Here is a 26,520-nt window from a genome sequence, read left to right as displayed (position 1 = left end):
TTTTCAGGAACTGTGCGAATTATCGTGAACTCAGGTTCAGGTAAGGGAGATAAGATGAAGCAGGCACTTCGTGTAACGTTAGGCTTTTTTGTACTGCTGTGGGCAGCGATGCTGCACGCAGAAGTGCGTATTGAAATTACGCAGGGTGTGAATACCGCACGCCCAATCGGTGTGGTTCCGTTCAAATGGGCGGGCCCAGGCGCGGCACCAGAAGATGTGGGCGGGATTGTTTCCGCTGACTTACGTAACAGCGGTAAATTTAACCCGCTTGATCGTTCACGTCTGCCGCAACAGCCGACCAGTGCGCAGGAAGTTCAACCTGCTGCCTGGAGCGCGCTGGGTATTGATGCCGTGGTTGTGGGGCAGGTGACGCCTAACCCAGATGGCAGTTATCAGGTTGCTTACCAGCTGGTGGATACAGGCGGTGCGCCAGGTACAGTACTGGCGCAGAACTCTTATAAAGTGACTAAGCAGTGGTTGCGTTATGCTGCCCACACCGCCAGTGACGAAGTGTTCGAGAAGCTGACCGGTATTAAAGGTGCATTCCGTACGCGTATCGCTTACGTGGTGCAGACCAACGGCGGTCAGTTCCCGTATGAACTGCGCGTATCCGACTACGACGGTTATAACCAGTTTGTGGTGCATCGCTCACCAGAACCATTGATGTCACCGGCCTGGTCACCAGACGGCAGTAAAGTGGCCTACGTAACCTTCGAGAGCGGTAAATCGGCTCTGGTGGTGCAGACGCTGGCCAACGGTGCGATTCGTCAGGTTGCTTCTTACCCACGCCACAACGGTGCTCCGGCCTTCTCGCCGGATGGTTCTAAGCTGGCCTTTGCGCTGTCTAAAACCGGTAGCCTGAATTTGTATGTGATGGATCTGGCTTCAGGTCAGACGCGTCAGGTGACTGATGGTCGTTATAACAGCACCGAACCGACCTGGTTCCCGGATAGCCAGACACTGGCTTATACCTCGGATCAGGCGGGTGCGCCTCAGATTTATAAGATTGGTATTAACGGCGGTGCGCCACAACGTATTACCTGGGAAGGTGCTCAGAACCAGGATGCGGATGTGTCTTCCGACGGCAAAACGATGGTGATGATCAGCAGCGCCGGTGGTGCTCAGCATGTCGCCAAACAGGATCTGGTAACGGGAGCCGTTCAAACAATAACGGACACGTTCCTGGATGAGACGCCAAGTCTGGCCCCTAACGGCACGATGGTAATCTATAGCTCTACTCAGGGGATGGGTTCCGTGTTGCAGTTGGTTTCAACAGATGGGCGTTTCAAAGCGCGTCTTCCGGCAACCGATGGACAGGTCAAATTCCCTGCCTGGTCGCCGTATCTGTAATGCATAGGTCCCCTGCATAGTGGGGGATAACCATGTATAGCAAACAAAATAATAGGATAAAGAAATGCAACTGAACAAAGTGCTGAAGGGTTTGATGCTGGCTCTGCCGGTAATCGCGGTAGCTGCATGTAGCTCACACAAAAACAACAACAACGACCAGACCGGTATGGGCGCAGACAACGGCGCTTACGGTGCTGGCCAGAACGGTAACATGTCTTCTGACGAGCAAGCGCGTCTGCAGATGCAGCAGCTGCAGCAGAACAACATCGTTTACTTCGGTCTGGATAAGTATGACGTCGCTTCTGACTACGCTCAGATGCTGGATCAGCACGCAGCATTCCTGCGTGGTAACCCGTCTTACAAAGTGACCATCGAAGGTCACGCGGATGAGCGCGGTACCCCAGAGTACAACATCGCCCTGGGCGAGCGTCGTGCTAACGCCGTTAAGATGTATCTGCAGGGTAAAGGCGTGTCTGCTGACCAGATGTCTATCGTTTCTTACGGTAAAGAGAAACCAGCTGTACTGGGTCATGACGAAGCGGCTTACGCTAAAAACCGTCGTGCCGTACTGGTTTACTAAGAGCATCATATGATGAGTAACTTCAGACTTCATTTGTTGAGTCTGTCGTTACTGGTTGGCGTAGCGGCTCCTTGGGCCGCTATTGCCCAAGCGTCAATCAGTAGCGTTGGCTCTGGCTCGGTCGAAGACCGTGTCACCAATCTTGAACGTATCTCCAATGCCCAGGCTCAGCTTCTGCAGCAATTGCAGCAGCAGATGAGTGACAACCAAAGCGATATCGATTCGCTGCGCGGCCAAATCCAACAGAACAGCTATCAACTTAATCAGGTGATTGAGCGCCAGAAGCAGCTTTATCAGCAGATTGATAGTCTGAGCAGTGGGAGTAACGGTGCACAGGCGAGCGGTGGCGGTGATGCCGCAGCGGCGGGAGCAGCAGGTGCTGCGGGAAACGCTGATGCAGGCGGTAGCAATGCAAGTGGAAGTTCCGCTGCCCCTGCACAAACCGGCGATGCCAATACCGATTACAATGCTGCCGTCGCGCTGATTCTGGAGAAGAAGCAGTTCGATCAGGCCATTACTGCCCTGCAGGCGTGGGTGAAGAAGTATCCTGACTCCACATATCAACCGAACGCCAATTATTGGCTGGGTCAGTTGTATTACAACAAGGGTAAGAAGGACGATGCCGCGTATTATTTTGCCACTGTGGTGAAGAACTATGCGAAGTCGCCGAAGGCCCCAGAAGCGTTGTTTAAGGTTGGCGTGATCATGCAAGAGAAGAACGATACGGCGAAAGCTAAAGCGGTCTATCAACAAGTGATCAAACAATTCCCAAGCAGCGAATCTGCCAAGCTGGCGCAAAAGCGTCTCGCTGGGATGTAATTTGTGCAGCAATGACCGGATTTCGTATGATTTCTGGTCTTGCAGCATGAAAGGTAAGCAATTGAGTGATTTGGTGAGAAATAAGGGTTGCGCCCTCCCGCTAAATCAGTAATATATGCCGCCGTTGCCCGGGCAGTTTAACAAAGCGTCCGGCAGCCTGAAGATGGGTCGTTAGCTCAGTTGGTAGAGCAGTTGACTTTTAATCAATTGGTCGCAGGTTCGAATCCTGCACGACCCACCATCTTAACCTGCTGTATGTTAGATGTTTTCTTCAGTCGCTTCACAACCTTGATGGGTCGTTAGCTCAGTTGGTAGAGCAGTTGACTTTTAATCAATTGGTCGCAGGTTCGAATCCTGCACGACCCACCATCAAGTGTAAAGTTGTAAGCCCTCATCGAGGGGTCGTTAGCTCAGTTGGTAGAGCAGTTGACTTTTAATCAATTGGTCGCAGGTTCGAATCCTGCACGACCCACCACTATGTAGAAAGGCGCCCTAAAGGCGCCTTTTTGCTTTTCTGCGTTTATTAAATCTGCGTTTCTAAAACAATGTTTGGTGGAGTGGCTTTGCGTTGGGTGCCCCGGCCAGTAAAGGCGGGACGGATCGCGAAGGAGTCTCACTTCCCTGTGGATCGGCCTCGCCATCCATGGCTCGGACGCTTCGCTCTTCCGATCCCGCCTTTACTGACCCATGAAACGATTCATTGCTTTATGAAAACCGCACAGATGTTTCATGAAGGCGGTGATAAGGGGCGGTGGAGTAAAGCGTACTGCGCAGGGACAAAAACGCCGGGAGCGTTTTTGTCCCTGCGCAGCGTTGGCCCACAACGTGGGCGAGCCTCAGGAATGAGGCGAGTAAACCGCCGGCAGAGCCTACAGGGATGTATTTACGGCGTCTTTACGTAACCGCCCCTTATTGCCGACTGGAACGCACCATCCCGGTTTAATAGTCAGATGGAACGCACCGTCATACTTTGTTATCGCTTGCAGCAGATTTACCCGGCGTCAAACTCTTCCAGATATGCAGTACCGCATAGCTGCGCCATGGGCGCCAAACTTGCGATAACGCTTCAGCGACCTTAGCGCTAACCCCGCCCAGATTGTTACGAATCGCAATGTCCTCTTTCGGGAACGCATCCGGCCAGCGTAGGGCACGCATCGCGATGTAACTCGCTGTCCACGGCCCAACACCTTTTAACGCCAGCAGTTGCTGCTGTACCACGTCAGGATTCACTGCACCGTTAAAGCGTAGCTCCCCGGAGGCACAAGCCTGCGCCAGCGCCTGAATCGCCTGTGAGCGCGCGCTGACGATGCCAAGACTGGCGATATCATCGATGGTGGCGGTTGCTAGTGATTCTGCAGTAGGCGGTAAGCGAGAAAGTTCAGGCCATGGCGTGGTCAGCGGTTCACCGAAACGTTCGGCTACGCGACTGCTTAAGGTGGTGGCAGCTTTCACCGTGACCTGCTGGCCGAGGATAGCGCGCACACCCAATTCAAAGCCGTCAAACGCACCAGGAACGCGTAACCCGGGATAGCGAGACACACTCTCGGCTAACAGCGGATCCTGGCTTAGCTGCTCGCTGATGCGCTGTGGTTGGGCATCCAGATCAAACAGGTCACGCAGTCGCCGCAGCAATGCGGGCAAAACCGGGGTTAAGGTGGTGGTGAACTGGACTTTGAGCGCCTGCTTTTCAGGAAGATGGCTGATCCGCACCCAGCCTCGGCAATGCCCCAGCGCCACGGTGCGGTGATAGACGCCTTCACTGACCCACTCCACCTCCTTCATCACGCGCTGTTGCAGGAAATCGATAATCGCGGCCCAGTCATAGGGCGGGCGATAGCTGAGACGTAGCTCAGCGCTCTCTTGCACCGTCGTCATGCTGTCAGGTTGGCTTTGCTTGCGCAGGCGAGAGGGCGTCATGCGATAGCGTGCCTGGAATACATCATTAAAGCGGCGCAGGCTACGGAAACCGCTGGCATAGGCGATTTCTGTTACGGGCAGTGAGGTCTCGGTAAGGAGTTGCTTCGCCAGCAGCATGCGTCGCGTTTGGCGTAGTTCAATAGGCGATACGCCCAGCTCCTGTTGCACCACGCGTCGAAGTTGGCGTTCGCTCAGGGCAAACTCATTGGCGATATCGGCGAGCGTCTCTTGCTCTTCCAGCAAGCCCTCTTCAATACGGCGGATCAGGCGATCGGCGATGCGGTGATGACTATCGACCGGCGCAAAACCGGGGGCCAGTTCCGGGCGGCAGCGCAGGCAGGGACGGAAATGGGCCTTCTCGGCGGCTTCGGCGCTGGTGAAAAACAGGCAGTTCTTCTGCATCGGCGCTTTCACCGGACAGATGGGGCGGCAATAGATGCCGGTTGACGTCACACCGACGTAGAAAAGCCCGTCAAAGCGGCTATCGCGCGAGGTCAGCGCCTGGTAAGCAATATCGGGATCGAACATCATCTTCTCCAGCAAATAAACCGCATATACCCTTCGTACTTCAAAGCGCAGATACCTTGGCTGCTCTGGTTTGCCGCCGTGCTGCGCCTTGAATGATTTTGGGTATCGTCGCGCAAGTGGCTAAACAAAACTCGCTGCTTTCGGACAGCAAACCAGTTTAAGCTCATGACCGAAAACAGCCAGTCTATTGCGATAAAAGTGCGATAATGGCGCACTGATTTACGCCGGAGGTGCAACATGTATCATGCCAAAATCATCCCCACACCGGTGGGAGAACTGACGCTGATTGCGACAGACAAAGGATTGTCAGCGATTCTTTGGGAGAACGAAGGGTCACAGCGCGTACCGCTCAAGCCTGTCAGCCGCAACGACCAGCATCCGATACTGTGCGAGGCCGAGCGCCAACTGCGCGAATACTTCGCCGGTGAGCGCCAGCAGTTTGATATGCCTTACGACACGGTCGGGACGGAGTTTCAGAAAAAGGTGTGGCAGGCGCTGCTCACGATTCCGTTTGGTGAAACCCGGAGTTATCTGCAAATTGCAGAGCAGATTGGCAATCCGAAAGCCGTGCGAGCGGTAGGGGCGGCGAACGGGAAAAACCCGTTGTCGATTATGGCACCCTGTCATCGTGTGATTGGCAGCAACGGTAAACTGACCGGGTTTGCCGGCGGGTTAGATGTGAAAGCATTTCTGCTCGAACTGGAGAGCCCGAAAAAAGCGTTAGGCGGATCACTGCTGCTGTAACCCGCATAAAAAAGAGACGACACTCTCGCGCAATTCCGCTATCGTGTTTAGCATATAAAACACGATGGCGGTTTTGATGCCGCATCATTGCCTCAAAGGGCAATTTTGTTAAATTGAGAAAACGAGAGCCGTGTCATGAGCCTGATGTTCGATCCTGAAAGCGCCATTTATCCCTTCCCGCCGAAACCGGCGCGCCTCAGCCAGGATGAAAAATCCCATTACCTCTCTGAAATCAAACGCTTGCTAAAAGAGCGTGATGCAGTGCTGGTGGCACACTATTACACCGATCCTGAAATTCAGGCGCTGGCGGAAGAGACTGGCGGCTGTGTCTCGGACTCACTGGAAATGGCGCGCTTTGGCAGTACACATCCGGCGAAAACCTTGCTGGTGGCCGGGGTGCGTTTTATGGGCGAAACCGCCAAGATCCTGAGTCCGGAAAAGACCGTGCTAATGCCGACCTTGCAGGCGGAATGCTCACTGGATCTTGGCTGTCCGATTGAAGAGTTCAATCGCTTCTGTGATGCGCACCCGGATCGCACCGTGGTGGTATACGCCAATACCTCGGCAGCGGTGAAAGCGCGGGCAGATTGGGTGGTGACATCCAGCATCGCGGTTGAGCTGATCGAACATCTTGATAGCCTCGGTGAAAAGATCATCTGGGCACCGGATCGTCATCTTGGGCGTTATGTCACCAAACAGACTCGCGCTGACGTGCTGTGCTGGCAGGGCGCCTGCATTGTGCATGATGAATTCAAAACCCAGGCCTTGCAGCGCATGAAGGCACTCTATCCTGAGGCGGCGGTGCTGGTGCATCCGGAATCGCCGCAGGCGATTGTGGATTTGGCCGATGCGGTGGGATCGACCAGCCAGCTGATCCAGTCAGCGAAAACCTTGCCGCACCAAAAAATGATTGTCGCGACCGATCGCGGCATCTTCTACAAAATGCAGCAGGCGGTGCCAGACAAAGAGTTACTGGAAGCACCGACAGCGGGTGAGGGCGCCACCTGCCGGACCTGCGCGCACTGCCCGTGGATGGCGATGAACGGCCTGAAAGCCATTGCCGAAGGGCTGGAGCATGGCGGCCACGAACATGAAATCCATGTGGATGCGGCGCTGCGTGAAGCCGCGTTGATCCCGCTTAACCGCATGCTAGACTTTGCAGCACAACTTAAACTCAAGGTGAAAGGGAACGCCTAGGTGAATGTTGCTGACTGACTGTTGCAGGGGCGGGCTTCACGCCGCCCAACCAGGATGATCGGCACTTTGCCTGAGACGGCTTTCATACAGGTGCACTTCATGGACTTCTTCAGCACACAAAATATTTTGGTTCACATTCCCATTGGCGTCGGGGGCTACGATCTGTCGTGGATTGAAGCCGTCGGCACCCTCGCGGGCCTGTTGTGCATCTGGTTCGCCAGCCAGGAAAAAATCATTAACTACCTGTTTGGACTGATCAACGTCACCCTGTTTGCGGTGATTTTCTTCCAGATCCAACTGTATGCCAGCCTGCTGCTGCAACTGTTCTTCTTTGTCGCCAATGTCTACGGCTGGTATGCGTGGAGCCGACAAACCGCGAACCATGAAACCGCGCTGAAAATCCGCTGGCTGTCGTTGCCAAAAGTGTTGGCGTGGGGCGTGGCCTGCGTGGTAGCCATCGCGTTGATGACGCTGTATATCGATCCGGTGTTTGCGTTCCTGACGAAAACAGCGGTCGGGATCATGCAAACCCTGGGCATGCAGGTACAGATGCCGCAGCTGCAGCCAGATGCGTTCCCGTTCTGGGACTCCTGCATGATGGTGCTGTCGATTGTGGCGATGATTTTGATGACGCGAAAATACGTTGAGAACTGGCTGTTATGGGTGGTGATCAATGTGATCAGCGTGATGATCTTTGCCCGTCAGGGGGTCTATGCGATGTCGCTGGAGTACGCGATTCTGACGCTGATTGCGCTCAATGGCACGCGCCTGTGGATGCAAAGCGCGCGCGAACAAGGGTCGCGCGCACTCTCTAATCAATGATGGTGATGGGCGTGGCCATTCAGCGCAGCATGTTCATGGTGATCGTGGTGCGCTGAGCTGTTGACCGCGCAGAGTTCGCAGTCCGGCCCGACACAAGGCTGATACTCCATCTGCACGGTGGCGTGGGCAATCTGGTAATGCTGATGCAGATATTTATGGATGCTGCGCAATAAGCCGTCATGATCGTAAGGTGGGATCACCTGCACATGCAGCGTCAGCACCGGCTTTTCACCGACCTGCCAAACGTGAACATGATGCACATTGCGCACTTCCGCGATGTTGCGCGTCAGTTCACGTGCCAGTTTATCGGCATTGATGTTGCTCGGCGCACCTTCCAGCAATTCATGCAAACTTTCCCGCAGCAATGACCACGCGCTGCGTACCACCAACAGTGACACCAGCAGCGACAGAATTGGGTCAATCGGTGTCCAGCCGGTCAGCATAATGATGATCGCGGCGACAATAGCACCCACTGAACCCAGCAGATCGCCCAGCACATGCAAAGCCGCCGCGCGCACGTTGAGGTTCTTCTCTTCACTGCCACGATGCAGCAGCCAGAACGAGAGCAGATTAGCCAGCAGACCGGCAATCGCAATGCCAAGCATCAGCCCCCCTTCAATCGGCTGCGGTTGGTAGAAGCGGCGCAGCGCTTCCCAGACGATCATTACGGTGATGACAAGCAGTGCGATGGCGTTAACGAATGCCGCTAAAGTGGTGAGACGCAGCAAACCGAAGGTGTGGCGCGCATTGGGTTTACGCTGGGCAAATTGGACGGCGAGCAGCGCCATCAGCAGCGCAGCGGTATCGGTCAGCATATGCCCGGCGTCGGCCAGCAGCGCCAGCGAGCCTGAAATGACGCCGCCAATCACTTCGGCCACCATAAACAGGGCGGTGACGCCAAACGCGGCCGCCAGACGGGTGCGGTTGCCGTTATGCTCGCTGTGAGAATGAGTGTGTGCCATAACTTTCCAGTTGGTTAAGTAACCTGTTCGTTAATGATATCAGTAAATTGAGTGCATCTGCGTCCAGCTGTTGCTGTTTTGCCTGGTCGGTCAGTTGCTGGCAGTGCCCGGCAATCTCATCCATGCCCAGCATCAGCCAACTTCCCTTCATGCGGTGTGCGGCACGCTCCAGTGCTGGCCAGTCGTCGCTGGCGCTGGCGGCCAGCAGCGCATCACGATCCTGCTGTAGCGTGCGTTGTAGCGTCTGGCAGATGCGTGGGATAAAGGCCTCATTGTGCTGCGCCAGAATCAGCAGGCTCTCGTGTAGCGGGCTCAGGGGATCCTGCATGGCGCGCGCCAGCAGCGGGACCAGATGCTCGCGCTCAATCGGCTTCAGCAGCAGGGCTTCGTTCTCCTGCAGCGTGATTTTCAGCAACTGCACATCGGCGGAGCAGAGTACTCGCAGCGCGGGACTGCCAAGTCGCTGATGGCGGCGGCGCAGAATGCGCAGCAGGGTTAAGCCATCCGGGCGCGGCATCATCTGGTCGATGAGCAGAACATCGAACGGTTGTTGTGAATCGGCTCGCAGCAGGCTACGGCCGTCCTCAAACAGTTCAGCTGTCACGCCAAAACTTGCCAGCTGCTGCTGTAGAACCAACAAATTGGTCGGATGGTCATCAACAACGGCTACACGCAGATGCGGATAGCGCGGCCAGATGGTGTGATCATCGACGGGGCCAGTATCACTTCGTTCCAGCGGCAGCAGGACGTTCACCGTGGTGCCTTGATCGGGTTCGGAGGTCAGCGTCAGACTTCCTCCCATGCGCTGCACAATCTCCCGGCAAATAAACAAGCCTAAACCGCTGCCCTGTACCGCATGGCTTTTGCCGGAAGGGGCTTGATACCAGGGTTCAAATAGCTGCGTCTGTTCATTGAGCGGAATGCCGCTGCCACTGTCCGCCACGGTGAGATGAATTTGTTCATCCACTGCCAGCGACAGCCGTACTTCGCCATGGCGGGTGAACTTCAGCGCATTTGCCACCAGATTATTCACCACCTGTTGCAGGCGATCGCTATCCAACATCACCCAGGTGGGCAACGGCGTCAGGGCTTCGATGATCATCTCTGGGCCCGATTCACGCATTAATGGATGGTAAAACTGCTGCTGTTGTTGCAGCCAGAGTGCCAGATTGAGCGGGCGCGGGGCCAGACGGAAACTCTGATTCTCAATGCGGGCATGATCCTGCAAATCATTCAGCAGCGTCATCAGTGAGCGGGCACTGCTGTGCATCAGCGTCAATCGTTCGCTGGGATGCTGCTGCTGTTCAAGTTCCAGCAGACCGAGAATCGCCTGCATCGGGGTGCGCAATTCGTGGCTGGCGGTGGCAAGGAACTGGCTTTTGGCGGCATTGGCGCGTTCAGCCTGTTCGCGCTGGATACGTTCACGGCGCTGTTGCAGGTAACGGCGTAATAGCAGGATTAACAGCAGCAGGATGGTGAGCCCTGCCACGATCAAGATCATCAGCGGAACATTACGCATTGCCACACTGGTGCCCGGTTGCGGCGGCTGTGACCAACTGATGCGCATCTGATTTAGCGTATCCGGCGGGATCTGCTGCAGTGCATGATCCAACAGTGCTCGCAATTGCGGCTGTTCGCTGCTGACCTGCGGCGCCAGTGGCCAGGCGATATCGCTGGCAGCAAAGGCCAGATGCACGCGATTATCGCTGTGGCTGGCCATGCGCCAGCGCGCCGACAGCACGTTATCCACCAGCGCATCGATCTGACCGCTATTGAGGGCTTGCCACAGTTGCGCACGATCGTCAAACAGCTGTGGGGTGATATCCGCTGGCAGTAGGCGCTGGGCTAAGTCAGCCCGTAAAACCCCAACGCGTCGATGCTGCAGTGACTGCCAACCCATCGGCTGCTGAGTATTGAGGGTATAAATCCCCCAGATGGCGCGCCATACCGGCAAGGTGTTGCTGCTGGCATCGTCTTCATATAGCGGTTGCATGAGATTCAGCATGACCTGATGTTGCTGTAGCAGCGCATTGGCCTGCTGCGGGTTGCTCACCCAGCGTGGCGTGAAGTGCAGCCCGGTGCTTTGACTCAAGGCGTTGAGCAAGTCGATGCCAAAGCCGCGTGCATTGCCGTTACTATCACGGTAACTCCAGGGCGCATTGTCGGCTTCGGCGGCGTAAGAGATCTCCTGCTGCTGTGCCAGCCACTGTTTCTCGGCGGCAGTCAGCATTAACGTCTGCGTATCCTGATATCGCAGCAAGGGTGGGCTCCAGCGCTGCTGAACCCGGTTACTGAACTCGGCGGGGAGTAAACGCAGTTGCGTATTGAGCCACTGAATCAGCGCCGGATCGCGCGCGAATGCCCGTAAAGAGAGCTCACCCGCACCGGGATCGGCAGTGATTTGGTAAATCTGTCCCTGTTGCAGTTGGCTGAGCAGAAATCCGGCGCTGGCTTCGTCTGCTACCAGATAATCACTCTGTTGGTTGAGCAGGGCATACAACGCCTGTAAATCGCCCGGCAGGCTGTGCCAGCGGTGGCTGCGCACAAAGGCTTCAGGCAATTGCGCCAGCGTGGCCTCAGCAATGGTGAGCTGGGCGCTATCGCTGTTGAACATCACGGCCCGCTGGTTATCACGATTACGATAAATACGAATCGGGCTGTTGTACCAGCTGTCGCTGGTTTGCAGGCCATCGGTGAGCGGGAAGTGCGCGTTACTCAAGACAAAATCGACGTCGCCACGCGCCAGTGCGCCAAGTTGCTGGTTGCGGTCCGGGTAACTTTGCAGGCTAAAGTGCGTTCCGGTGAGCTGGCTTAGGGCGCTGAGATAATCCGCATCAATCCCCCAGATGCGGTCGCCGATACGCATCGCCCAGGGTGCGCTGTTTTGTTCAGGCACGGCAACGCGCAGGTTAGGTGCTGTCCAGGGCTCGGCATGCGGCGCGGGCATCATGGCGGGCAGCATCACACTGCTGGCGGGCTGTAAATCTGCGCGAGCGGCCAGGCTGAATAGCAGCACGCACAGCAGCATAACCCCTCTCACTGCTGCGCTTTCCACAGTTCGGCTAATTCCACCACGGACTGAACGCCGGTTTTCTCCAGAATGTTTTTCTTGTGAGTACTGACAGTTTTATTGCTGATATGCAGCTGTTCACCAATCTGTAAATTCGACAAGCCACGTACTAACAGTGCGACAATCTGCTGCTCTTTATCGGTGAGCGGTAATTCAATGCGGTCGGGCAGTGGCGGGAAGGCTTGCTGGCCGCCCAGCACGGCGAGAATGGCACTTAACAACTGTGCCATGCTCTGGCTCTTTACCACATAACCCGCCGCACCCAATGATACGGCACTGAGTAGCGTATGGCGGCTCTGCTGCGCCGAATAGATTAATACCGGGCAACATTCATCACGCGCGCGCAAGCGGCGCAGTAGCTCCAGCCCATCACTGTTCGGTAAGCCGATGTCGAGCACGATCAGATCGTAGGTATGTTGCTGCAAAAATTGGCGGGCCTGGGTTTCATCTGCCGCCGCGTGCACCTTTAAAGGAATAGGGGAATTAACGCAGGCCGCTTCCAGTGCGACTTCAACCAGCGGATGGTCATCAATGAGCAGTAGCGAAGCCATAAAACAGTTCCTGTTTATTTGAGGGCTTCAGCATAGCGGAAAAGAGCAGAGGGAAAAATAAAGGGAGCGCCATAGCGCTCCCTTTGTGTGATCGGTAAAGACTTACTGCGTAGTCCCATCCGTTTTGTGTTTCACATGGCCGCCACCTTTTTTGGTGTCGACTTTCTTATTCATATCCGGACATTTGCCGTCTTTACACATGGTGTTTTTATGAATCTGTTCAGCGGTCATATTGCCGCTGCTGGTGCCTGAAGTTGCGGCACTGTTAGTATTCATGCTGCCATTGTTGATTTTACTGTTATCAACGTTATTCGGTGGCAGGTTCTCTTTAGCCCCACCTGCAGCGGCCCCGGCTTCAGCGGAGGCATTAGCGCTACCGTTGTTGCTGTCAGCGGCCATTGCTGCGCCACTGCCCAAAGTCATCGCTGCCGTCAAAAAGATCAATGCAAACTTGTTCATCATTATGCTCCTTTAATCGATGGAGAGTTGCCATCAGGCACCCGCTGGTGCTGGTTGACGAAAATAACGTACCGTGACGGAATATAATTCCACCATTAACGCTTCGCTTAAAAATTTAATCTTGTAAGAACGTCATTCCTTAGTGCTTACGTTTAAAAAGCTTAGTCGACGACCAGATAAATGCAAATTTAACAAATGCATTTCCGTGCGTGTGGAATTTACACCTGATGCCCGAAGGGATACATTTAACAGGTTGCGCCCGGCGAACGCGGGGCCAGAAATTTGAATGGAATTAAGCATGGATTACCAGAACGACGATTTACGCATCAGAGAGATCAAAGAGTTACTGCCTCCTGTTGCTTTGCTCGAAAAATTCCCCGCTACCGATAAAGCCGCTGAGACCGTTGCCCAGGCACGTCAGTCGATTCACCGCATTCTGCACGGTCAAGATGATCGTCTGCTGGTGGTGATCGGTCCTTGTTCGATCCACGATACCGAAGCGGCCAAAGAGTATGCTCAACGCCTTCTGACACTGCGTGAAGAACTCAAGGGCGAGCTTGAAGTAGTGATGCGCGTTTATTTTGAAAAACCGCGTACTACCGTGGGTTGGAAAGGGCTGATTAACGATCCTTTCATGGATGGCAGCTTCCAAATCAACGACGGTCTACGCCTGGCGCGTAAACTGCTGGTGGACATCAATGATATGGGCTTGCCTGCCGCTGGTGAGTTCCTTGATATGATCACCCCACAGTACATGGCTGATTTGATGAGCTGGGGCGCTATTGGTGCACGCACCACCGAATCACAGGTGCACCGTGAACTCTCTTCCGGTCTCTCTTGCCCGGTTGGGTTCAAAAATGGCACCGATGGCACCATTAAAGTGGCGATCGATGCGATTGGTGCAGCCAGTGCGCCGCACTGCTTCCTCTCCGTCACCAAATTTGGCCACTCGGCGATTGTTGAAACCAGCGGTAACGAAGATTGCCATATCATCCTGCGTGGCGGCAAAGAGCCGAACTACAGTGCAGAACATGTGGCAGCGGTGAAAACCGGTCTGGAAAAAGCGGGCTTGCGTCCGCAGGTGATGATCGATTTCAGCCACGCTAACAGCAGCAAACAGTTCCAGCGTCAGATGGTGGTCGCTGAAGACGTGGCGCAGCAGATTGCTGGCGGTGAGCAGGCGATTACCGGCGTGATGATTGAGAGCCATCTGGTGGAAGGTAACCAGAGTCTCGAAAGCGGTAAACCGTTGGTCTACGGCCAGAGTGTCACTGATGCCTGTATTGGCTGGGAAGACACCGAGAAAGCGTTACGTCAACTGGCGCAGGCGATCAAACAGCGCCGCGGTTAAACGCCTCGCGCGCAAAAAAAAGGCCAGACTCGCGTCTGGCCTTTTTATTTTAAGCCGGTAATTACTTGGCTTTACCCTGGTTAGCAACGGCCGCCGCTTTCGCTGCGATCTCGTCTGCATCACCCAGGTAGTAACGCTTCAGCGGTTTGAAGTTCTCATCAAACTCATACACCAATGGCACGCCAGTTGGGATGTTCAGTTCAAGAATCTCGTCTTCGCTCAGGTTATCGAGGTATTTAACCAGTGCGCGCAGTGAGTTGCCGTGTGCTGCAATGATGACTTTCTCACCGCTTTTGATGCGCGGCAGAATGTTTTCATTCCAGTAAGGGATCACGCGCTCAATGGTCAGTGCCAGGCTTTCGGTAGTTGGCAGCTGCGCATCAGTCAGTGATGCGTAACGTGGATCGTGGCCAGGGAAACGCTCATCCGCACGGTCCAGTTCTGGTGGGGTGATGGCAAAGCCACGACGCCACTGCTTAACCTGGTCGTCGCCGTATTTAGCGGCGGTTTCGGCTTTATCCAGACCTTGCAGCGCACCGTAGTGACGCTCGTTCAGACGCCAGGTTTTCTCAACCGGCAGCCAAGCCTGATCCAGCTCATCCAGCACGTTCCACAGGGTGTGGATGGCACGTTTCAGCACGGAGGTGTAAGCGAAATCAAACACGAAACCTTCTTTCTTCAGCAGCTGACCGGCTGCTTTGGCTTCAGTGCGACCTTTGTCAGACAAATCGACGTCATACCATCCGGTGAAGCGGTTTTCCTGGTTCCACTGGCTTTCGCCGTGTCGCACCAGAACCAGCTTAGTTACGGCCATAGCTTAACTCCTTAATGCTTGATGTAGATAGTTATCGAAACCGGCTGCGGCCACCTGACGCTGTGGCTCACTAATAGCGCCATACCATAGCGGAAAACATCGCACTGCGTAAGTCTGTCGGTAACGCAGTGCGCGTTTTTCATCCGCTGGCTCAGTGTGCCGTGAAGCGATAACACGTCTCAGACTGCCAGCGGTCGCCGGGTTGCAGCCAGCAATCCGGCTGCGGCCACTCGGTATGGTTGGGCGAATCCGGTAAAAATTCACTCTCCAACGCGATGCCCTGGAAAGCAGTATAGCTGCCCTGTTCACGTGCGCGCGTTCCTTCCAGATAGTTGCCGGAGTAGAACTGCAGCGCCGGTGCGGCGGTAAACACAGTCAATGACAGCTTGCCATCTTCCGACCACAGCTGGGCGGCGGGTTGGCTGCTGTCGCCTGCGGTATTGAGCAACCAGGCATGGTCATAACCTTTTACCGCTTTTTGATCGTCATCGGCGAGGAAGTCATGCATCACGCGCTTCGGTTGATTAAAATCGAAGCTGGTGCCCGCCACCGCTTTCAGTGGCGCATTGGGAATGCCTTCACTGTCGACCGGTAAGTAACGATCCGCGTGCAGTTGTAAGCGATGCTGGCGCGCATCGCCATGATGCGCATCAAGGTTAAAGTAAGCATGATTAGTGAGATTGACCGGGCAAGCCTTGTCCGTTTCCGCCTGATAGCGAATCGACAGGCTGTTATCCTCATCAAGACGATAAACCACGTCGGCAATCAGATTACCGGGAAAGCCCTGATCGCCATCGGGTGAGTCGAGGCGATAATGCACTTCGGTTTCGCTCTGGCTAACGATCTGCCAGCGGCGTTTGTCGAAGCCTTCTGGCCCACCGTGCAGTTGATGCGGGCCCTGATTGGCGGCCAGCAGCAGATTGAGCGGCTTGAGTTCAGCCGACGCGATACGGTTCGCGTAGCGGCCGATAGTCGCGCCGAGATAGGCATCCTGATGCAGATAGTCCGATGGTGTCGCGCAGCCTAACAGTGTTTCGCGCACGCTGTGATCCTGCATGGGTACGCGTGCAGACAACCATGTCGCGCCCCAATCCATAAAGGTGGCAACCATGCCATTGCGGTTACGCAACACGGTGATGCGCCACGGTTGCCCGTCTGGCGCATGGGAATTAACGTCAGTTACCATTGGCCCGCTCCTGCTGACGCTTTGCAGACGTAGAAGGTCTCTTTAATGCCGGTCTGCGCTTCGTATTTCTCGGCCACTGCGGCTTTCACCTGATCAACCAGATCGGTTGGCATCAGCGCCACGATGCAGCCGCCAAAACCACCACCGGTCATACGCACGCCACCACGCGGGCCAACTTCGGCTTTTACAATCTCAACCAACTGATCGATCGGCGGTACGGTGATTTCGAAATCATCACGCATCGAAGCATGGGATTCCGCCATCAGCTCGCCCATCCGTTTCAGATCGCCGCTGCTCAGGGCATCGGCCGCTTCCAGCGTACGGGCATTCTCGGTAATGACGTGGCGTACACGTTTCGCCACTAAAGCATCGAGTTGTGATTCAGAGGCCTGGAACTCGGCCAGCGTCACGTCACGCAGCGCGGGTTTGTTGAAGAAGCGCGCACCGGTTTCACACTGCTCACGGCGGGTGTTGTATTCACTGCCCACCAGGCTACGACGGAAGTTAGAATTGATAATCACCACAGCGACATCTTCAGGCATGGAGACCGCGCGCGTACCGAGGGTACGGCAATCCAGCAACATGGCGTGATCGGGCTGGCCGAGCGCGGAGATCAGCTGATCCATAATGCCGCAGTTGCAGCCCACGAACTGGTTCTCCGCTTCCTGGCCGTTGACCGCAATCGCCGCGCCGTCGAGTTTCAGCTGATACAGCTGCTGGAACACTGTGCCCACTGCCACTTCCAGCGATGCCGATGAACTGAGACCTGCACCCTGAGGGACGTTACCACTGATCACCAGATCGGCACCGCCGAAGCTGGCATCTCGCTTCTGCAAATGTTTCACCACACCACGCACATAATTGGCCCACATCGGTTCTTTCAGCGGCTCAATCGGCGCGTCCAGCGAGAAACTGTCTTGCTGATTATCGTAATCAACCGCGACGACGCGCACCTGACGATCGTCGCGTTTGGCGCAGGCAATCACGGTTTGATAGTCGATGGCACACGGCAACACAAAGCCATCGTTGTAGTCGGTGTGTTCACCAATCAGGTTCACACGACCTGGCGCCTGGATACTGTGCGTCGGCTGATAGCCAAAAGTGTCAGCGAAAACCTGTTGAGTGATGGATTTTAATGACATTTATTGCGCCTCGCGGAAATGGATATCGCTGACAGAACGCAGACGTTCTGCTGCCTGTTCCGCCGTTAAATCACGTTGGGTTTCGGCCAGCATTTCGTAGCCAACCATAAATTTGCGTACCGTGGCTGAACGTAACAGCGGCGGATAGAAGTGAGCGTGCAACTGCCAGTGGTCGTTGGCTTCACCGTTAAACGGTGCGCCGTGCCAGCCCATGGAGTAGGGGAAAGAGCACTGGAACAGGTTGTCGTAACGGCTGGTGAGCTGCTTCAGCGCCAGCGCCAGATCGCTGCGCTGGGCCGGCGTTAAATCGGTGATGCGTTTCACGTGTGCTTTTGGCAACAGCAGGGTTTCAAACGGCCAGGCCGCCCACCAAGGCACCACGGCCAGCCAGTGTTCGGTCTCCACCACCGTGCGGCTGCCGTCTTTCAGCTCGCGCGCGACGTAATCCACTAATAGCGGAGAACCTTTTTCATCAAAGTAGCGGCGCTGATTATCATCTTCTTTTTGCGCTTCGTTGGGCAGGAAACTGTTGGCCCAAATCTGACCGTGCGGATGGGGATTTGAGCAGCCCATCGCCGCGCCTTTGTTCTCAAACACTTGCACCCAAGGGTAGTGTTGACCGAGATCGGCGGTCTGTTCCTGCCAGGTGCGCACGATATCTTCCAGGCCACTCAACGGCAGTTCGGGCAGCGTTTTGCTGTGATCGGGTGAAAAGCAGATCACACGGCTGGTGCCACGCGCGCTTTCACAACGCATCAGAATGTCTTCGCTTTCCGGCGCGTCAGGCGTATCGGTCATTAGCGCGGCAAAGTCATTGGTGAAGACATAGGTGGTTTTGTAGTCGGGATTTTTGTCACCGGTGATACGCGTGTTGCCTGCGCACAGGAAACAGTCGGGATCGTGCGCGGGCAGTTGCTCCAGTGCAGGGGTTTCCTGCGCGCCTTGCCATGGGCGCTTGGCACGATGCGGTGAGACCAGCACCCATTGATCGATCAATGGGTTATAACGGCGATGCGGATGATCAACCGGGTTAAATTTTTCCATAACGAGTCCTGGTAAACGGCAAACGGATCAAAATCACTGCGATCAAAGTAGCACAAAGGCCCGCATGAAAGCGTGATCCAGTCTGGATAAATGGTATCGTTTACACAAGGTGACGATTCTCATTTTGTGGGGTTATAGCGCGTGTTTGCTGAAATACCAGGCGGGTAAATGGTAGCGGTTACATAAGGTGACATCAAAGGTGCGCATTAATGCGCACCCTACGAAAACCGCGCACGATTGACGTAGGGTTGCCATTTATGGCGACCAGGTTATCGCAAATCATCCTGCTGATAGCCGTACCCTTTATCCTGCTTCACAAAGCTCAGACGATGGGTAATGCACTGCGGCGCATCTTCCGCGTGATGCGAGACAAACAGAAACTGGGTACGGCCTTCGCCAATCAGCACGTCTACAAAACGACGCACCAGCTGGCGGTTAATCGGATCAAGGCCCTGCAGCGGTTCATCCAGAATCAGTAACGTTGGATGTTTCACCAGCGCACGCGCAATCAACACCAAACGCTGCTGGCCCCAGGAGAGACTGTGGAACGGCGCATCGGCTAGATGATTGTCCATGCCCAGCAGCGCCAACCATTGCCGCGCGAGGGCTTTCTGGCGATCGGAAACCGCCTGGTACAAACCGATCGAATCAAAGAACCCGGAAAGCACCACTGTGCGCACATTGCAGCTCACACGATAGTCGAGATGCAGACTGCTGCTGACGTAACCGATGTGCTGCTTAATATCCCAGATGGTTTCACCACTGCCGCGACGAATGCCGAACAGCGTTAAATCATTGCTGTAGCCTTGAGGATGATCGCCGGTCACCAGGCTGAGCAGGGTGGATTTACCGGCACCGTTTGGGCCAACAATCTGCCAGTGCTCGCCTGGATTCACCTGCCAGCTCAGTCCATCAATCACCGCTACGTCGTTATAGGAGACCACGCCATTACGCAGGATCACGCGCGGCGCATCGTCGGCCAGATGCGGCAACTGATCTGGCTCATCGGGTTCTGGCAGCGCCATCCCTGCCAGCTTCTCACTGTGCGCCAACTGTGCCACCAGGGCTTCAGCCAGAATCGCCTTGCGTTCGCCAACGTGGGTCAGGGTGCACTCTGCCAGCACGCCAACCTGCTGGACGAAGTCGGGAATATCATCAAAGCGGTTGAGCACCAGCACCACAGAATAGCCATGCTGGTGCAAGTCGCTCAGCGTTTCTGCGAGGCTGGCGCGTGAGGCCACATCCAGTCCATCAAAGGGTTCATCAAGAATTAATAAATCCGGCTGCGCCATCAGCGCCTGACACAGCAATGTTTTGCGCGTCTCCCCGGTAGAGAGATATTTGAAACGGCGTTCGAGCAGATAAGTGATGCCAAACTGCTGCGCCAGTGCCTGACAACGCGCCTCGTCCTTCACTTCATCCTGAATAATTTGCGCCGCGGTGCGACCGGTATCGTCTTCACCTTCACTCAGCAGATCGGTGTTGTTACGTTCCCATTCATCGCTGACCAGCTTTTGCAGTTGTTCCAGTGACAGTCGGGTACGGCGCTGGAAATCCTGGGTAACTTGCCCTTTACCCGGCGTCAGTTCGCCAGAGAGCGCCCGTGCCAGTGACGATTTTCCGCTGCCGTTGGCGCCAACAAAGGCCCAGCTTTCGCCGCTGTTCAGGGTGAGATCGTTAAGTGACAGTGCTCGCGTGTCGCTAAGGTGAAATATGCCTTGCGAAATTTGCAATGAAGCCATGATTCATTCCGTTTTATGCATCGTGTTACTCAGTTGTAGCGAGCAAGGCGGACGAAGTCAAATCATGGCCTGGATTTCAGAGCAGTGTGGCGATGATGGCATGTTCAGCGTTAAAACTGGCGGTCACCGGCTCGCCCGGCTGGAGATTCTGCTGCTGCACTTGTGCATTATTAAGGGTGGCACACAAGGTCTCACCGCTTGGCAGAGCCATTAATACCTCGCTCACCTGATCGCCGGGTTCGATAGCGCTGATGGTCACCTGCAGCTGATTATCACTCTTCACGGCATCGCGGCTCACCTGAATCCACGGTGCTTTAATCAGCACTAATACCTCTTTACCGCTATCGAGTTGCAAACGTTCAGCGCTGCGTTCGGTAATGGCGACCTGCAGTCGGGTCACGCCGTCGGCCAACTGGACGTCGATATGCTGCTGGACCTGCTGATGGTCGCGCGCCAACACGGTGCCAAAAAGTTGGTTACGGGCACTGGTCTGCAGCGAGAAACGGGCAATGGCCGCCAACAGACTATCGAGCGGTAAGCTGTCATTTTGCAGTGCATCAAAGGCTTTCTGCTGGATTTGCTCCATCAACTGAAACAGCTGAATCAGGCGTTCGCCGTAACGGGTTAACTGCGCGCCACCGCCGCCTTTGCCTCCCGTGGCCCGGTCGACTAAAGTTTGATCAGCCATCCGGTTCATATCGTTGATGGCGTCCCAGGCGCTTTTGTAGCTGATGCCAGCCAGTTTTGCCCCCTGGCTGATGGAGCCCGTTTCCTGCACGCGTTTCAGCAGTTCGATGCGGCGCGGATCGGCAAACAGCTTTTGCTGAAGACGAATATTGAGAGAAAGTTCTGCCTGCATGTCAGCTCCTTGGGTTAGTCCGACAAGTTTAAGGCCAAAAGTAAAAGCACGAAAAGGGCAGTGCATTTTTTTCCCTAACCGTTACAATCACTTTTTTATTTTCTGCGTGAGGTTTCCATGCTGGAACTGCTTAAAAGCCTGGCTGTGGCTGTCATCATGGTGCCAATTGTGATGGCCATTATGCTCGGTCTGATTTACGGCTTGGGTGAAGTTTTCAACGTCATCTCAAAATTTGGCCGCCGCGACGATCGTCCTGCCAACAGCTCACATCATTGATTTCTAAACGCCCGCTTTTCGCGGGCGTTTTGTCCTTAACTTCTGTCAAAAACCGCCGATATATATCTCATGACAGCATTTGTCCTCGCGTTGTATTATCAAATATATAACGTAACAAGGAGTAAACAATGCTGAAAATTAATTACCGCTGGACTGCTGCAACTGTTTTAAGTGTTTCCATGGCGAGCCACGCCGTGGCGGCAGAGAAGATCACTGTGTTTGCCGCGGCATCACTGACCAATGCGTTGCAGGAAATCGCCACGCAGTATCAGAAGAAAACCGGTGTCGAGGTGGTGTCTTCTTTTGCTTCTTCATCTACCTTAGCGCGTCAGATTGATCAGGGCGCCCCCGCCGATCTGTTCATCTCTGCTGACCAGCAGTGGATGGATGATGTGGTGGCGAAAAAGAGTGTAGTCGATAGCACGCGCTACACCTTGCTGGGCAACGATTTAGTGCTGGTGGCGCCGAAGAGTGACAGCGCGAAAGCCGTGACCATCAATGCGCAAACTGACTGGAAAAGCCTGTTAAAAGGTGAACGTCTGGCGGTGGGCGATCCGGATCATGTGCCAGCAGGGATTTACGCGAAAGAAGCGCTGCAAAAACTGGGCGCGTGGGAAACGTTATCGCCGCAGCTGGCTCCGGCCAACAACGTCCGTGCCGCGCTGGCCCTGGTGGAACGTAACGAATCGCCTTATGGCATTGTGTACGGTTCCGATGCCGTGGCCAGTGACAAAGTGCAGGTGGTCGGGCGCTTCCCTGAAGACAGCCACAAGCCAGTGGAATACCCAATGGCGATAGTGAAAGAACATCAGAACGCAACGGTTGAAGCCTTCTACAAGTACTTGCAGGGGCCGGATGCCGCTGCCGTGTTTAAACAGTATGGATTTACGCCGAAGAAATGATACTTAGCGATCCCGAATGGCAGGCGGTGTTTCTCAGCCTAAAAGTCTCTTGTGTTGCAGTACTGGTCAGCCTGCCGTTTGGCATCATGATGGCCTGGATTCTGGCGCGCTGCCGGTTTCCGGGCAAAACCCTGTTGGATAGCGTGATCCATTTACCGCTGGTGTTACCGCCCGTGGTGGTGGGTTATCTGCTGTTGATAGCCCTTGGCCGCCGTGGATTCATTGGCGAATGGCTGTATGACTGGTTTGGCTTCACCTTTGCCTTTAGCTGGCGCGGTGCGGTGCTGGCTTCTGCGGTGATGGCTTTTCCGTTGATGGTACGCGCGATACGTCTGGCGCTGGAAGCGGTCGATACCAAACTGGAGCAAGCCGCACGCACGCTGGGTGCGGGACGCTGGCGTGTATTTTTCACCATTACCCTTCCGCTCACCTTGCCGGGCATCATTGTCGGTACGGTGTTGGCCTTTGCCCGTTCACTGGGTGAGTTCGGCGCAACCATTACTTTCGTCTCCAACATTCCTGGTGAGACGCGCACTATTCCGTCCGCGATGTTTACGCTGATTGAAACGCCCGGCGCGGAAGGCACTGCTGCTCGCCTGTGCGCAGTGGCGATTGCGCTGGCCTTGTTGTCGCTGGTGGCTTCAGAGCTGCTGGCGCGCTGGGGCCGTAAGCGGTTAGGAGCGGCCTGATGCTGAATCTGAATATTTCCCAACAGCTGGGCGATCACCTGCTTGACGTCAATGTGCAGATCCCCGGCAGTGGCATCACCGCCATTTTTGGCGTGTCAGGGGCAGGTAAAACCTCACTGATCAATGCGATTGGTGGCTTGACGCAACCGCAGAACGGGCAGATTCAGCTTAACGATCGCCTGCTGTTTGATGCGGCGACGCGTGTAAATCTGCCGCCCGAAAAACGCCGCATCGGCTATGTCTTCCAGGATGCGCGTTTGTTCCCGCACTATCGAGTGAAGGGCAACTTGCAATATGGCATGGCGGCGAACATGAAGGCGCAGTTTAACAGCCTGGTGACGTTACTCGGGCTGGAACCGCTGCTCAATCGCTTTCCGGCATCCCTGTCAGGCGGTGAAAAACAGCGTGTAGCGATTGGCCGCGCATTGCTCACCGCGCCGGACATCTTGCTGATGGACGAACCGCTGGCCTCACTAGACTTGATCCGTAAGCGTGAACTGATGCCGTACCTGCAAAAGCTGGCGAAGCAGGTGGATATTCCGATCCTGTACGTTTCGCACAGCCTGGATGAGATCCTGCAACTGGCCGACAACGTACTGGTGTTGGATAGTGGCAAAGTGAAAGCCTTTGGCGCACTGGAGAAGGTGTGGAGCAGCGCGGCAATGCGCCCGTGGCTCCCGATTGCCGATCGCACCAGCGTACTGCGCGTGCAGGTGCTGGAGCAGCATCCCGATTACCCGATGACCGCCTTATCACTGGGCGACCAACACATTTGGGTCAGCCGGGTGAATCATCCAGTGAAAACGGCACTGCGTATTCGTATCGCCTCGGCAGACGTGTCCCTGGCGCTGCAGCCACCGCAAAACACCTCGGTGCGCAACATCTTGCCCGCCCAAGTGGTCGAGTTGTTAGAAATTGATGATCAGGTCGAAGTGAAATTGCGCATTGGCATCAGTGAGCTGTGGGCGCGAATTTCGCCATGGGCAAGGGACGAGCTGGGTATTCGGCCGGATCAATGGCTGTATGCGCAGATTAAGAGTGTGTCGATTACAACATAGCGACATATTTGTAGGGTGCGCATTTATGCGCACCTTTGATTTCAGACGGTTACAGAACTTCCTGGTAAATCACTTCGGCAATACCCGCTTCCAGGTTGGTGCCAATCACCTTTTTGGCGCGCGCTTTGATCGCATCGTCGGCATTGCCCATCGCCACGCCCAAACCAACCTGTTCCAGCATGCTGAGATCGTTGTAGTTGTCGCCAAACGCCAGCACGTCTTGCATGCTCAAGCCCTGGCTCTCAACCCACTGCGCCAGACGCTTGCCTTTACTGTTGCCTGCCTGAGCAATATCCACCTGATCGTGCCATGACCATTCGCAGGCCAGACTCAGCTCAGCTTCGGTACGCTCTGCAAATTGCTGTAATGCTCGGGTATCAGGGTGGGAAAGGGCAAACTTCCAGATGGCGTGTGCATCCTGAGCCGCTTGCGCCAGGCTTGGCACTTGCAGGAACAGCGGACGTTGCGCTTCCGGCAGCGATTGTGCCCAGTTTAAGGTACGCATGACGTGGCCGGTCGGCTCCTGATACAGCATGGCGTCATCCACATACAGCAGGCCGTGAATGTTCTCCTCATCGAGCATCTCGATAACGCGTGTCGCCTGGCTTTTCTCCAGAGGATCGGAAGCCAGCACCTTCTTCGCTTGATAATCATACAAGTAGGTGCCATTACAGCAGATTGCGGGTGTATCCAGCTGCAGTGCCTGATAAAAAGGGTGGATAGCGCAGTGGTGGCGACCGGTGACGATCAGCACTTTGACACCCGCCTGTTGTGCGCGGGCCAGCGCTTCAATCGATTCTGGCAGAATGGTTTTGTTCGGGGTCAGCAGGGTGCCATCAAGGTCAAGGGCGATTACGCGGTAGCTCATTACTCTTTCCGTCCGGGAGTTAGCAAAGCGTTTAGTCTACACCCGGCAGCGGCCCTGAGACAAAAAACAGGGCACAAATGAATCCAGCGCGGCAAAATGAAACGCGCTACAGTTATCCCTTTCATCAGGCAGCGAATAAGGAAAAACGCATGAAACAAGTCGTGTATACCGCCAGTCCCGAGAGCCAGCAGATCCATGCCTGGCAGTTACAGGAAGATGGCGCACTGACGTTATTGCAGGTCACGGATGTGGCCGGTCAGGTGCAGCCGATGGTGGTGAGCCCGAAGAAAGATTTTCTCTATGTCGGGGTTCGTCCGAATTTTCGCGTGCTGGCGTATCGCATTGCGGCCGACGGTTCGCTGAGCCTGGCCGGTGAAGCGCCGTTGCCGGGCAGCCCGACGCATATCTCCACCGATCGTCAGGGCAACTACCTGTTCTGCGGTTCTTACAACGATGCCTGTGTCAGCATCAGCCCGATTGGCAGCGATGGTGTGCCGCAGGCACCGAGCCAGGTGATTAGCGGTTTGGATGGTTGCCACTCGGCGAATATCGATCTCAGCAACCAAACGCTGTTTGTGCCGGCACTGAAGCAGGATCGCATCTGCCTGTTCCAACTGAACGCGGACGGCACCCTGGCACCGCGCGAGCAAACACAAGTCACCACGGTTGAAGGTGCAGGTCCACGTCACATGGCATTCCATCCTAATGGCGCTTACGGCTATGTGGTGAATGAACTCGACAGCACCGTGGATGTCTGGGCTCTGAGCAACGTGCACGGCCAGGTAGAGCGCGTGCAAAGCCTCGACATGATGCCGAAAGATTTCAGCGATACGCGCTGGGCGGCAGATATCCACATCACGCCAGATGGCCGTTTCCTGTACGCCTGCGACCGCACCAGCAGCACCATTACTGCGTTTAGCATAAGTGAAGATGGTTCGGTGTTGGCGATCGAAGGCTACCAGCCAACAGAAACACAGCCACGCGGTTTCAATATCGATAACAGTGGTCAGTATCTGGTGGCGGCGGGGCAGAAATCACATCATATCGAAGTGTATAAGATTGCAGAGCGCGGTCTGCTGCAACCGCTGGCGCGTTACGCCGTAGGCCAGGGCCCGATGTGGGTGGTGATTCACGCGTTGGATTGAGGTATTTAACGTAGGGTCGCCATTTATGGCGACCCGCTATCAAGGTGCGCATCAAGGTACAACCGGGCACATGGGTAACAGATCAGACCGGGCACATAGGTAACACTTTTGTGCTCAGTCGATTCGAATAATACTTTTTTCTGCCCGGTCATAATACGCCAGTATCACCCTNAGGTACAACCGGGCACATGGGTAACAGATCAGACCGGGCACATAGGTAACACTTTTGTGCTCAGTCGATTCGAATAATACTTTTTTCTGCCCGGTCATAATACGCCAGTATCACCCTGTCGAAGAGGATGACGTCAACTCCGTCATCCACTTCCAGGAACCTCACATACTCCCCCCGTAATGCCGAACTCAGGAACGTGCGCCCGTTCAGGCTCAGGTCACCTTTTTCTCCGACTTTATATAGCTTTGCCCCCTCCGGATAGTTCACCTCAGG

Annotated in this window: 24 protein-coding genes, 3 tRNA genes and 1 pseudogene; 15 read left to right on the top strand and 13 right to left on the bottom strand. The window is 55.2% G+C overall.

What is annotated here, in order from left to right; translation table 11 throughout:
* Positions 1-54: 54 nt before the first annotated feature.
* The 6 genes from tolB (at position 55) to ACPUC8_RS12330 (ending at position 3,224) form a co-directional block, all read left to right on the top strand.
* Positions 55-1,350, top strand: coding sequence for a Tol-Pal system beta propeller repeat protein TolB (gene tolB, locus ACPUC8_RS12355; RefSeq protein ID WP_039330409.1), 1,296 nt, complete (start codon positions 55-57; stop codon positions 1,348-1,350).
* Between the two features lie 64 nt (positions 1,351-1,414).
* Positions 1,415-1,930, top strand: coding sequence for a peptidoglycan-associated lipoprotein Pal (gene pal, locus ACPUC8_RS12350; protein ID WP_039330408.1), 516 nt, complete (start codon positions 1,415-1,417; stop codon positions 1,928-1,930).
* Positions 1,931-1,939: 9 nt separating this feature from the next.
* Positions 1,940-2,749, top strand: a complete 810-nt coding sequence (gene cpoB, locus ACPUC8_RS12345; RefSeq protein WP_058972624.1) for a cell division protein CpoB — start codon at positions 1,940-1,942, stop codon at positions 2,747-2,749.
* A 165-nt stretch (positions 2,750-2,914) separates the two neighbouring features.
* A tRNA-Lys gene (locus tag ACPUC8_RS12340) sits at positions 2,915-2,990 on the top strand.
* Between the two features lie 52 nt (positions 2,991-3,042).
* Positions 3,043-3,118, top strand: a tRNA-Lys gene (locus tag ACPUC8_RS12335).
* A 30-nt stretch (positions 3,119-3,148) separates the two neighbouring features.
* Positions 3,149-3,224 (top strand) — tRNA-Lys (locus ACPUC8_RS12330).
* A gap of 488 nt (positions 3,225-3,712) precedes the next feature.
* Here ACPUC8_RS12330 and ACPUC8_RS12325 read toward each other — a convergent pair.
* Positions 3,713-5,194: an AlkA N-terminal domain-containing protein gene (locus tag ACPUC8_RS12325; protein WP_494926423.1), complete on the bottom strand. Its 1,482-nt coding sequence runs from the start codon at positions 5,192-5,194 to the stop codon at positions 3,713-3,715.
* A gap of 237 nt (positions 5,195-5,431) precedes the next feature.
* Here ACPUC8_RS12325 and ACPUC8_RS12320 point away from each other — a divergent pair, with 237 nt between their 5' ends.
* From ACPUC8_RS12320 to pnuC, 3 genes are all read left to right on the top strand, one after another.
* Complete coding sequence (locus ACPUC8_RS12320) at positions 5,432-5,938, top strand: methylated-DNA--[protein]-cysteine S-methyltransferase (protein ID WP_494926422.1); 507 nt, start codon at positions 5,432-5,434, stop codon at positions 5,936-5,938.
* Positions 5,939-6,073: 135 nt separating this feature from the next.
* A complete protein-coding gene (gene nadA, locus ACPUC8_RS12315; RefSeq protein ID WP_494926421.1) occupies positions 6,074-7,135 on the top strand; it encodes a quinolinate synthase NadA in 1,062 nt (353 codons plus the stop codon).
* 99 nt (positions 7,136-7,234) lie between these two features.
* Complete coding sequence (gene pnuC, locus ACPUC8_RS12310; protein WP_494926420.1) at positions 7,235-7,957, top strand: nicotinamide riboside transporter PnuC; 723 nt, start codon at positions 7,235-7,237, stop codon at positions 7,955-7,957.
* Here pnuC and zitB read toward each other — a convergent pair.
* From zitB to ACPUC8_RS12290, 4 genes are all read right to left on the bottom strand, one after another.
* Positions 7,951-8,919 carry a CDF family zinc transporter ZitB gene (gene zitB, locus ACPUC8_RS12305; RefSeq protein WP_494926419.1) on the bottom strand — a complete coding sequence of 323 codons (969 nt, stop codon included), beginning with the start codon at positions 8,917-8,919 and terminating at the stop codon, positions 7,951-7,953. The genes pnuC and zitB overlap by 7 nt on opposite strands.
* Positions 8,888-11,947 carry an ATP-binding protein gene (locus ACPUC8_RS12300; RefSeq protein ID WP_494926456.1) on the bottom strand — a complete coding sequence of 1,020 codons (3,060 nt, stop codon included), beginning with the start codon at positions 11,945-11,947 and terminating at the stop codon, positions 8,888-8,890. The genes zitB and ACPUC8_RS12300 overlap by 32 nt, the downstream gene beginning before the upstream one ends.
* An 8-nt stretch (positions 11,948-11,955) precedes the next feature.
* Positions 11,956-12,540: a response regulator gene (locus ACPUC8_RS12295; protein WP_494926418.1), complete on the bottom strand. Its 585-nt coding sequence runs from the start codon at positions 12,538-12,540 to the stop codon at positions 11,956-11,958.
* Between the two features lie 102 nt (positions 12,541-12,642).
* Positions 12,643-13,002: a YbgS-like family protein gene (locus ACPUC8_RS12290; protein WP_494926417.1), complete on the bottom strand. Its 360-nt coding sequence runs from the start codon at positions 13,000-13,002 to the stop codon at positions 12,643-12,645.
* Positions 13,003-13,297: 295 nt separating this feature from the next.
* On the opposite strand from ACPUC8_RS12290, the gene aroG reads away from it, so the two are divergent.
* On the top strand, positions 13,298-14,350 hold the full coding sequence (aroG, locus tag ACPUC8_RS12285) for a 3-deoxy-7-phosphoheptulonate synthase AroG (protein ID WP_039336645.1): 1,053 nt from the start codon (positions 13,298-13,300) through the stop codon (positions 14,348-14,350).
* A 61-nt stretch (positions 14,351-14,411) separates the two neighbouring features.
* Here aroG and gpmA read toward each other — a convergent pair whose 3' ends face one another.
* From gpmA to modE, 6 genes are all read right to left on the bottom strand, one after another.
* On the bottom strand, positions 14,412-15,164 hold the full coding sequence (gene gpmA, locus ACPUC8_RS12280) for a 2,3-diphosphoglycerate-dependent phosphoglycerate mutase (RefSeq protein WP_039336643.1): 753 nt from the start codon (positions 15,162-15,164) through the stop codon (positions 14,412-14,414).
* A gap of 151 nt (positions 15,165-15,315) precedes the next feature.
* The gene (gene galM / locus ACPUC8_RS12275; protein WP_494926416.1) at positions 15,316-16,350 is read right to left on the bottom strand and encodes a galactose-1-epimerase; all 1,035 of its coding nucleotides are present in this window, start codon (positions 16,348-16,350) and stop codon (positions 15,316-15,318) included.
* The gene (gene galK / locus ACPUC8_RS12270) at positions 16,344-17,492 is read right to left on the bottom strand and encodes a galactokinase (RefSeq protein WP_039336640.1); all 1,149 of its coding nucleotides are present in this window, start codon (positions 17,490-17,492) and stop codon (positions 16,344-16,346) included. Before galK ends, galM begins: the two co-directional genes overlap by 7 nt.
* Positions 17,493-18,536: a galactose-1-phosphate uridylyltransferase gene (galT, locus tag ACPUC8_RS12265; RefSeq protein ID WP_058969853.1), complete on the bottom strand. Its 1,044-nt coding sequence runs from the start codon at positions 18,534-18,536 to the stop codon at positions 17,493-17,495.
* A 269-nt stretch (positions 18,537-18,805) separates the two neighbouring features.
* Positions 18,806-20,278 carry a molybdate ABC transporter ATP-binding protein ModF gene (gene modF, locus ACPUC8_RS12260; protein ID WP_494926415.1) on the bottom strand — a complete coding sequence of 491 codons (1,473 nt, stop codon included), beginning with the start codon at positions 20,276-20,278 and terminating at the stop codon, positions 18,806-18,808.
* A 76-nt stretch (positions 20,279-20,354) separates the two neighbouring features.
* Positions 20,355-21,137: a molybdenum-dependent transcriptional regulator gene (gene modE, locus ACPUC8_RS12255; protein WP_494926414.1), complete on the bottom strand. Its 783-nt coding sequence runs from the start codon at positions 21,135-21,137 to the stop codon at positions 20,355-20,357.
* Between the two features lie 117 nt (positions 21,138-21,254).
* Here modE and ACPUC8_RS12250 point away from each other — a divergent pair, with 117 nt between their 5' ends.
* From ACPUC8_RS12250 to modC, 4 genes are all read left to right on the top strand, one after another.
* Positions 21,255-21,413, top strand: a complete 159-nt coding sequence (locus ACPUC8_RS12250; protein WP_039336632.1) for an AcrZ family multidrug efflux pump-associated protein — start codon at positions 21,255-21,257, stop codon at positions 21,411-21,413.
* Between the two features lie 128 nt (positions 21,414-21,541).
* A complete protein-coding gene (gene modA, locus ACPUC8_RS12245; protein ID WP_058969851.1) occupies positions 21,542-22,315 on the top strand; it encodes a molybdate ABC transporter substrate-binding protein in 774 nt (257 codons plus the stop codon).
* Positions 22,312-23,004, top strand: coding sequence for a molybdate ABC transporter permease subunit (modB, locus tag ACPUC8_RS12240; protein ID WP_039336628.1), 693 nt, complete (start codon positions 22,312-22,314; stop codon positions 23,002-23,004). Before modA ends, modB begins: the two co-directional genes overlap by 4 nt.
* Entirely contained in the window at positions 23,004-24,062 is a 1,059-nt protein-coding gene (modC, locus tag ACPUC8_RS12235; RefSeq protein ID WP_494926413.1) for a molybdenum ABC transporter ATP-binding protein ModC, read from the top strand. The genes modB and modC overlap by 1 nt, the downstream gene beginning before the upstream one ends.
* Before the next feature lie 49 nt (positions 24,063-24,111).
* Here modC and ACPUC8_RS12230 read toward each other — a convergent pair whose 3' ends face one another.
* Entirely contained in the window at positions 24,112-24,930 is an 819-nt protein-coding gene (locus tag ACPUC8_RS12230) for a pyridoxal phosphatase (RefSeq protein WP_494926412.1), read from the bottom strand.
* Between the two features lie 149 nt (positions 24,931-25,079).
* Between ACPUC8_RS12230 and pgl the strand changes: the two genes are divergently transcribed.
* Positions 25,080-26,075: a 6-phosphogluconolactonase gene (gene pgl / locus ACPUC8_RS12225; RefSeq protein ID WP_494926411.1), complete on the top strand. Its 996-nt coding sequence runs from the start codon at positions 25,080-25,082 to the stop codon at positions 26,073-26,075.
* Positions 26,076-26,307: 232 nt separating this feature from the next.
* Here the strand turns inward: pgl and ACPUC8_RS12220 are convergent.
* Positions 26,308-26,520: pseudogene (locus ACPUC8_RS12220) on the bottom strand (integrase core domain-containing protein); the annotation flags it as partial.

Source organism: Pantoea sp. CFCC18177, assembly GCF_059412425.1.
This window is presented reverse-complemented; position numbering and strand designations above follow the sequence as displayed.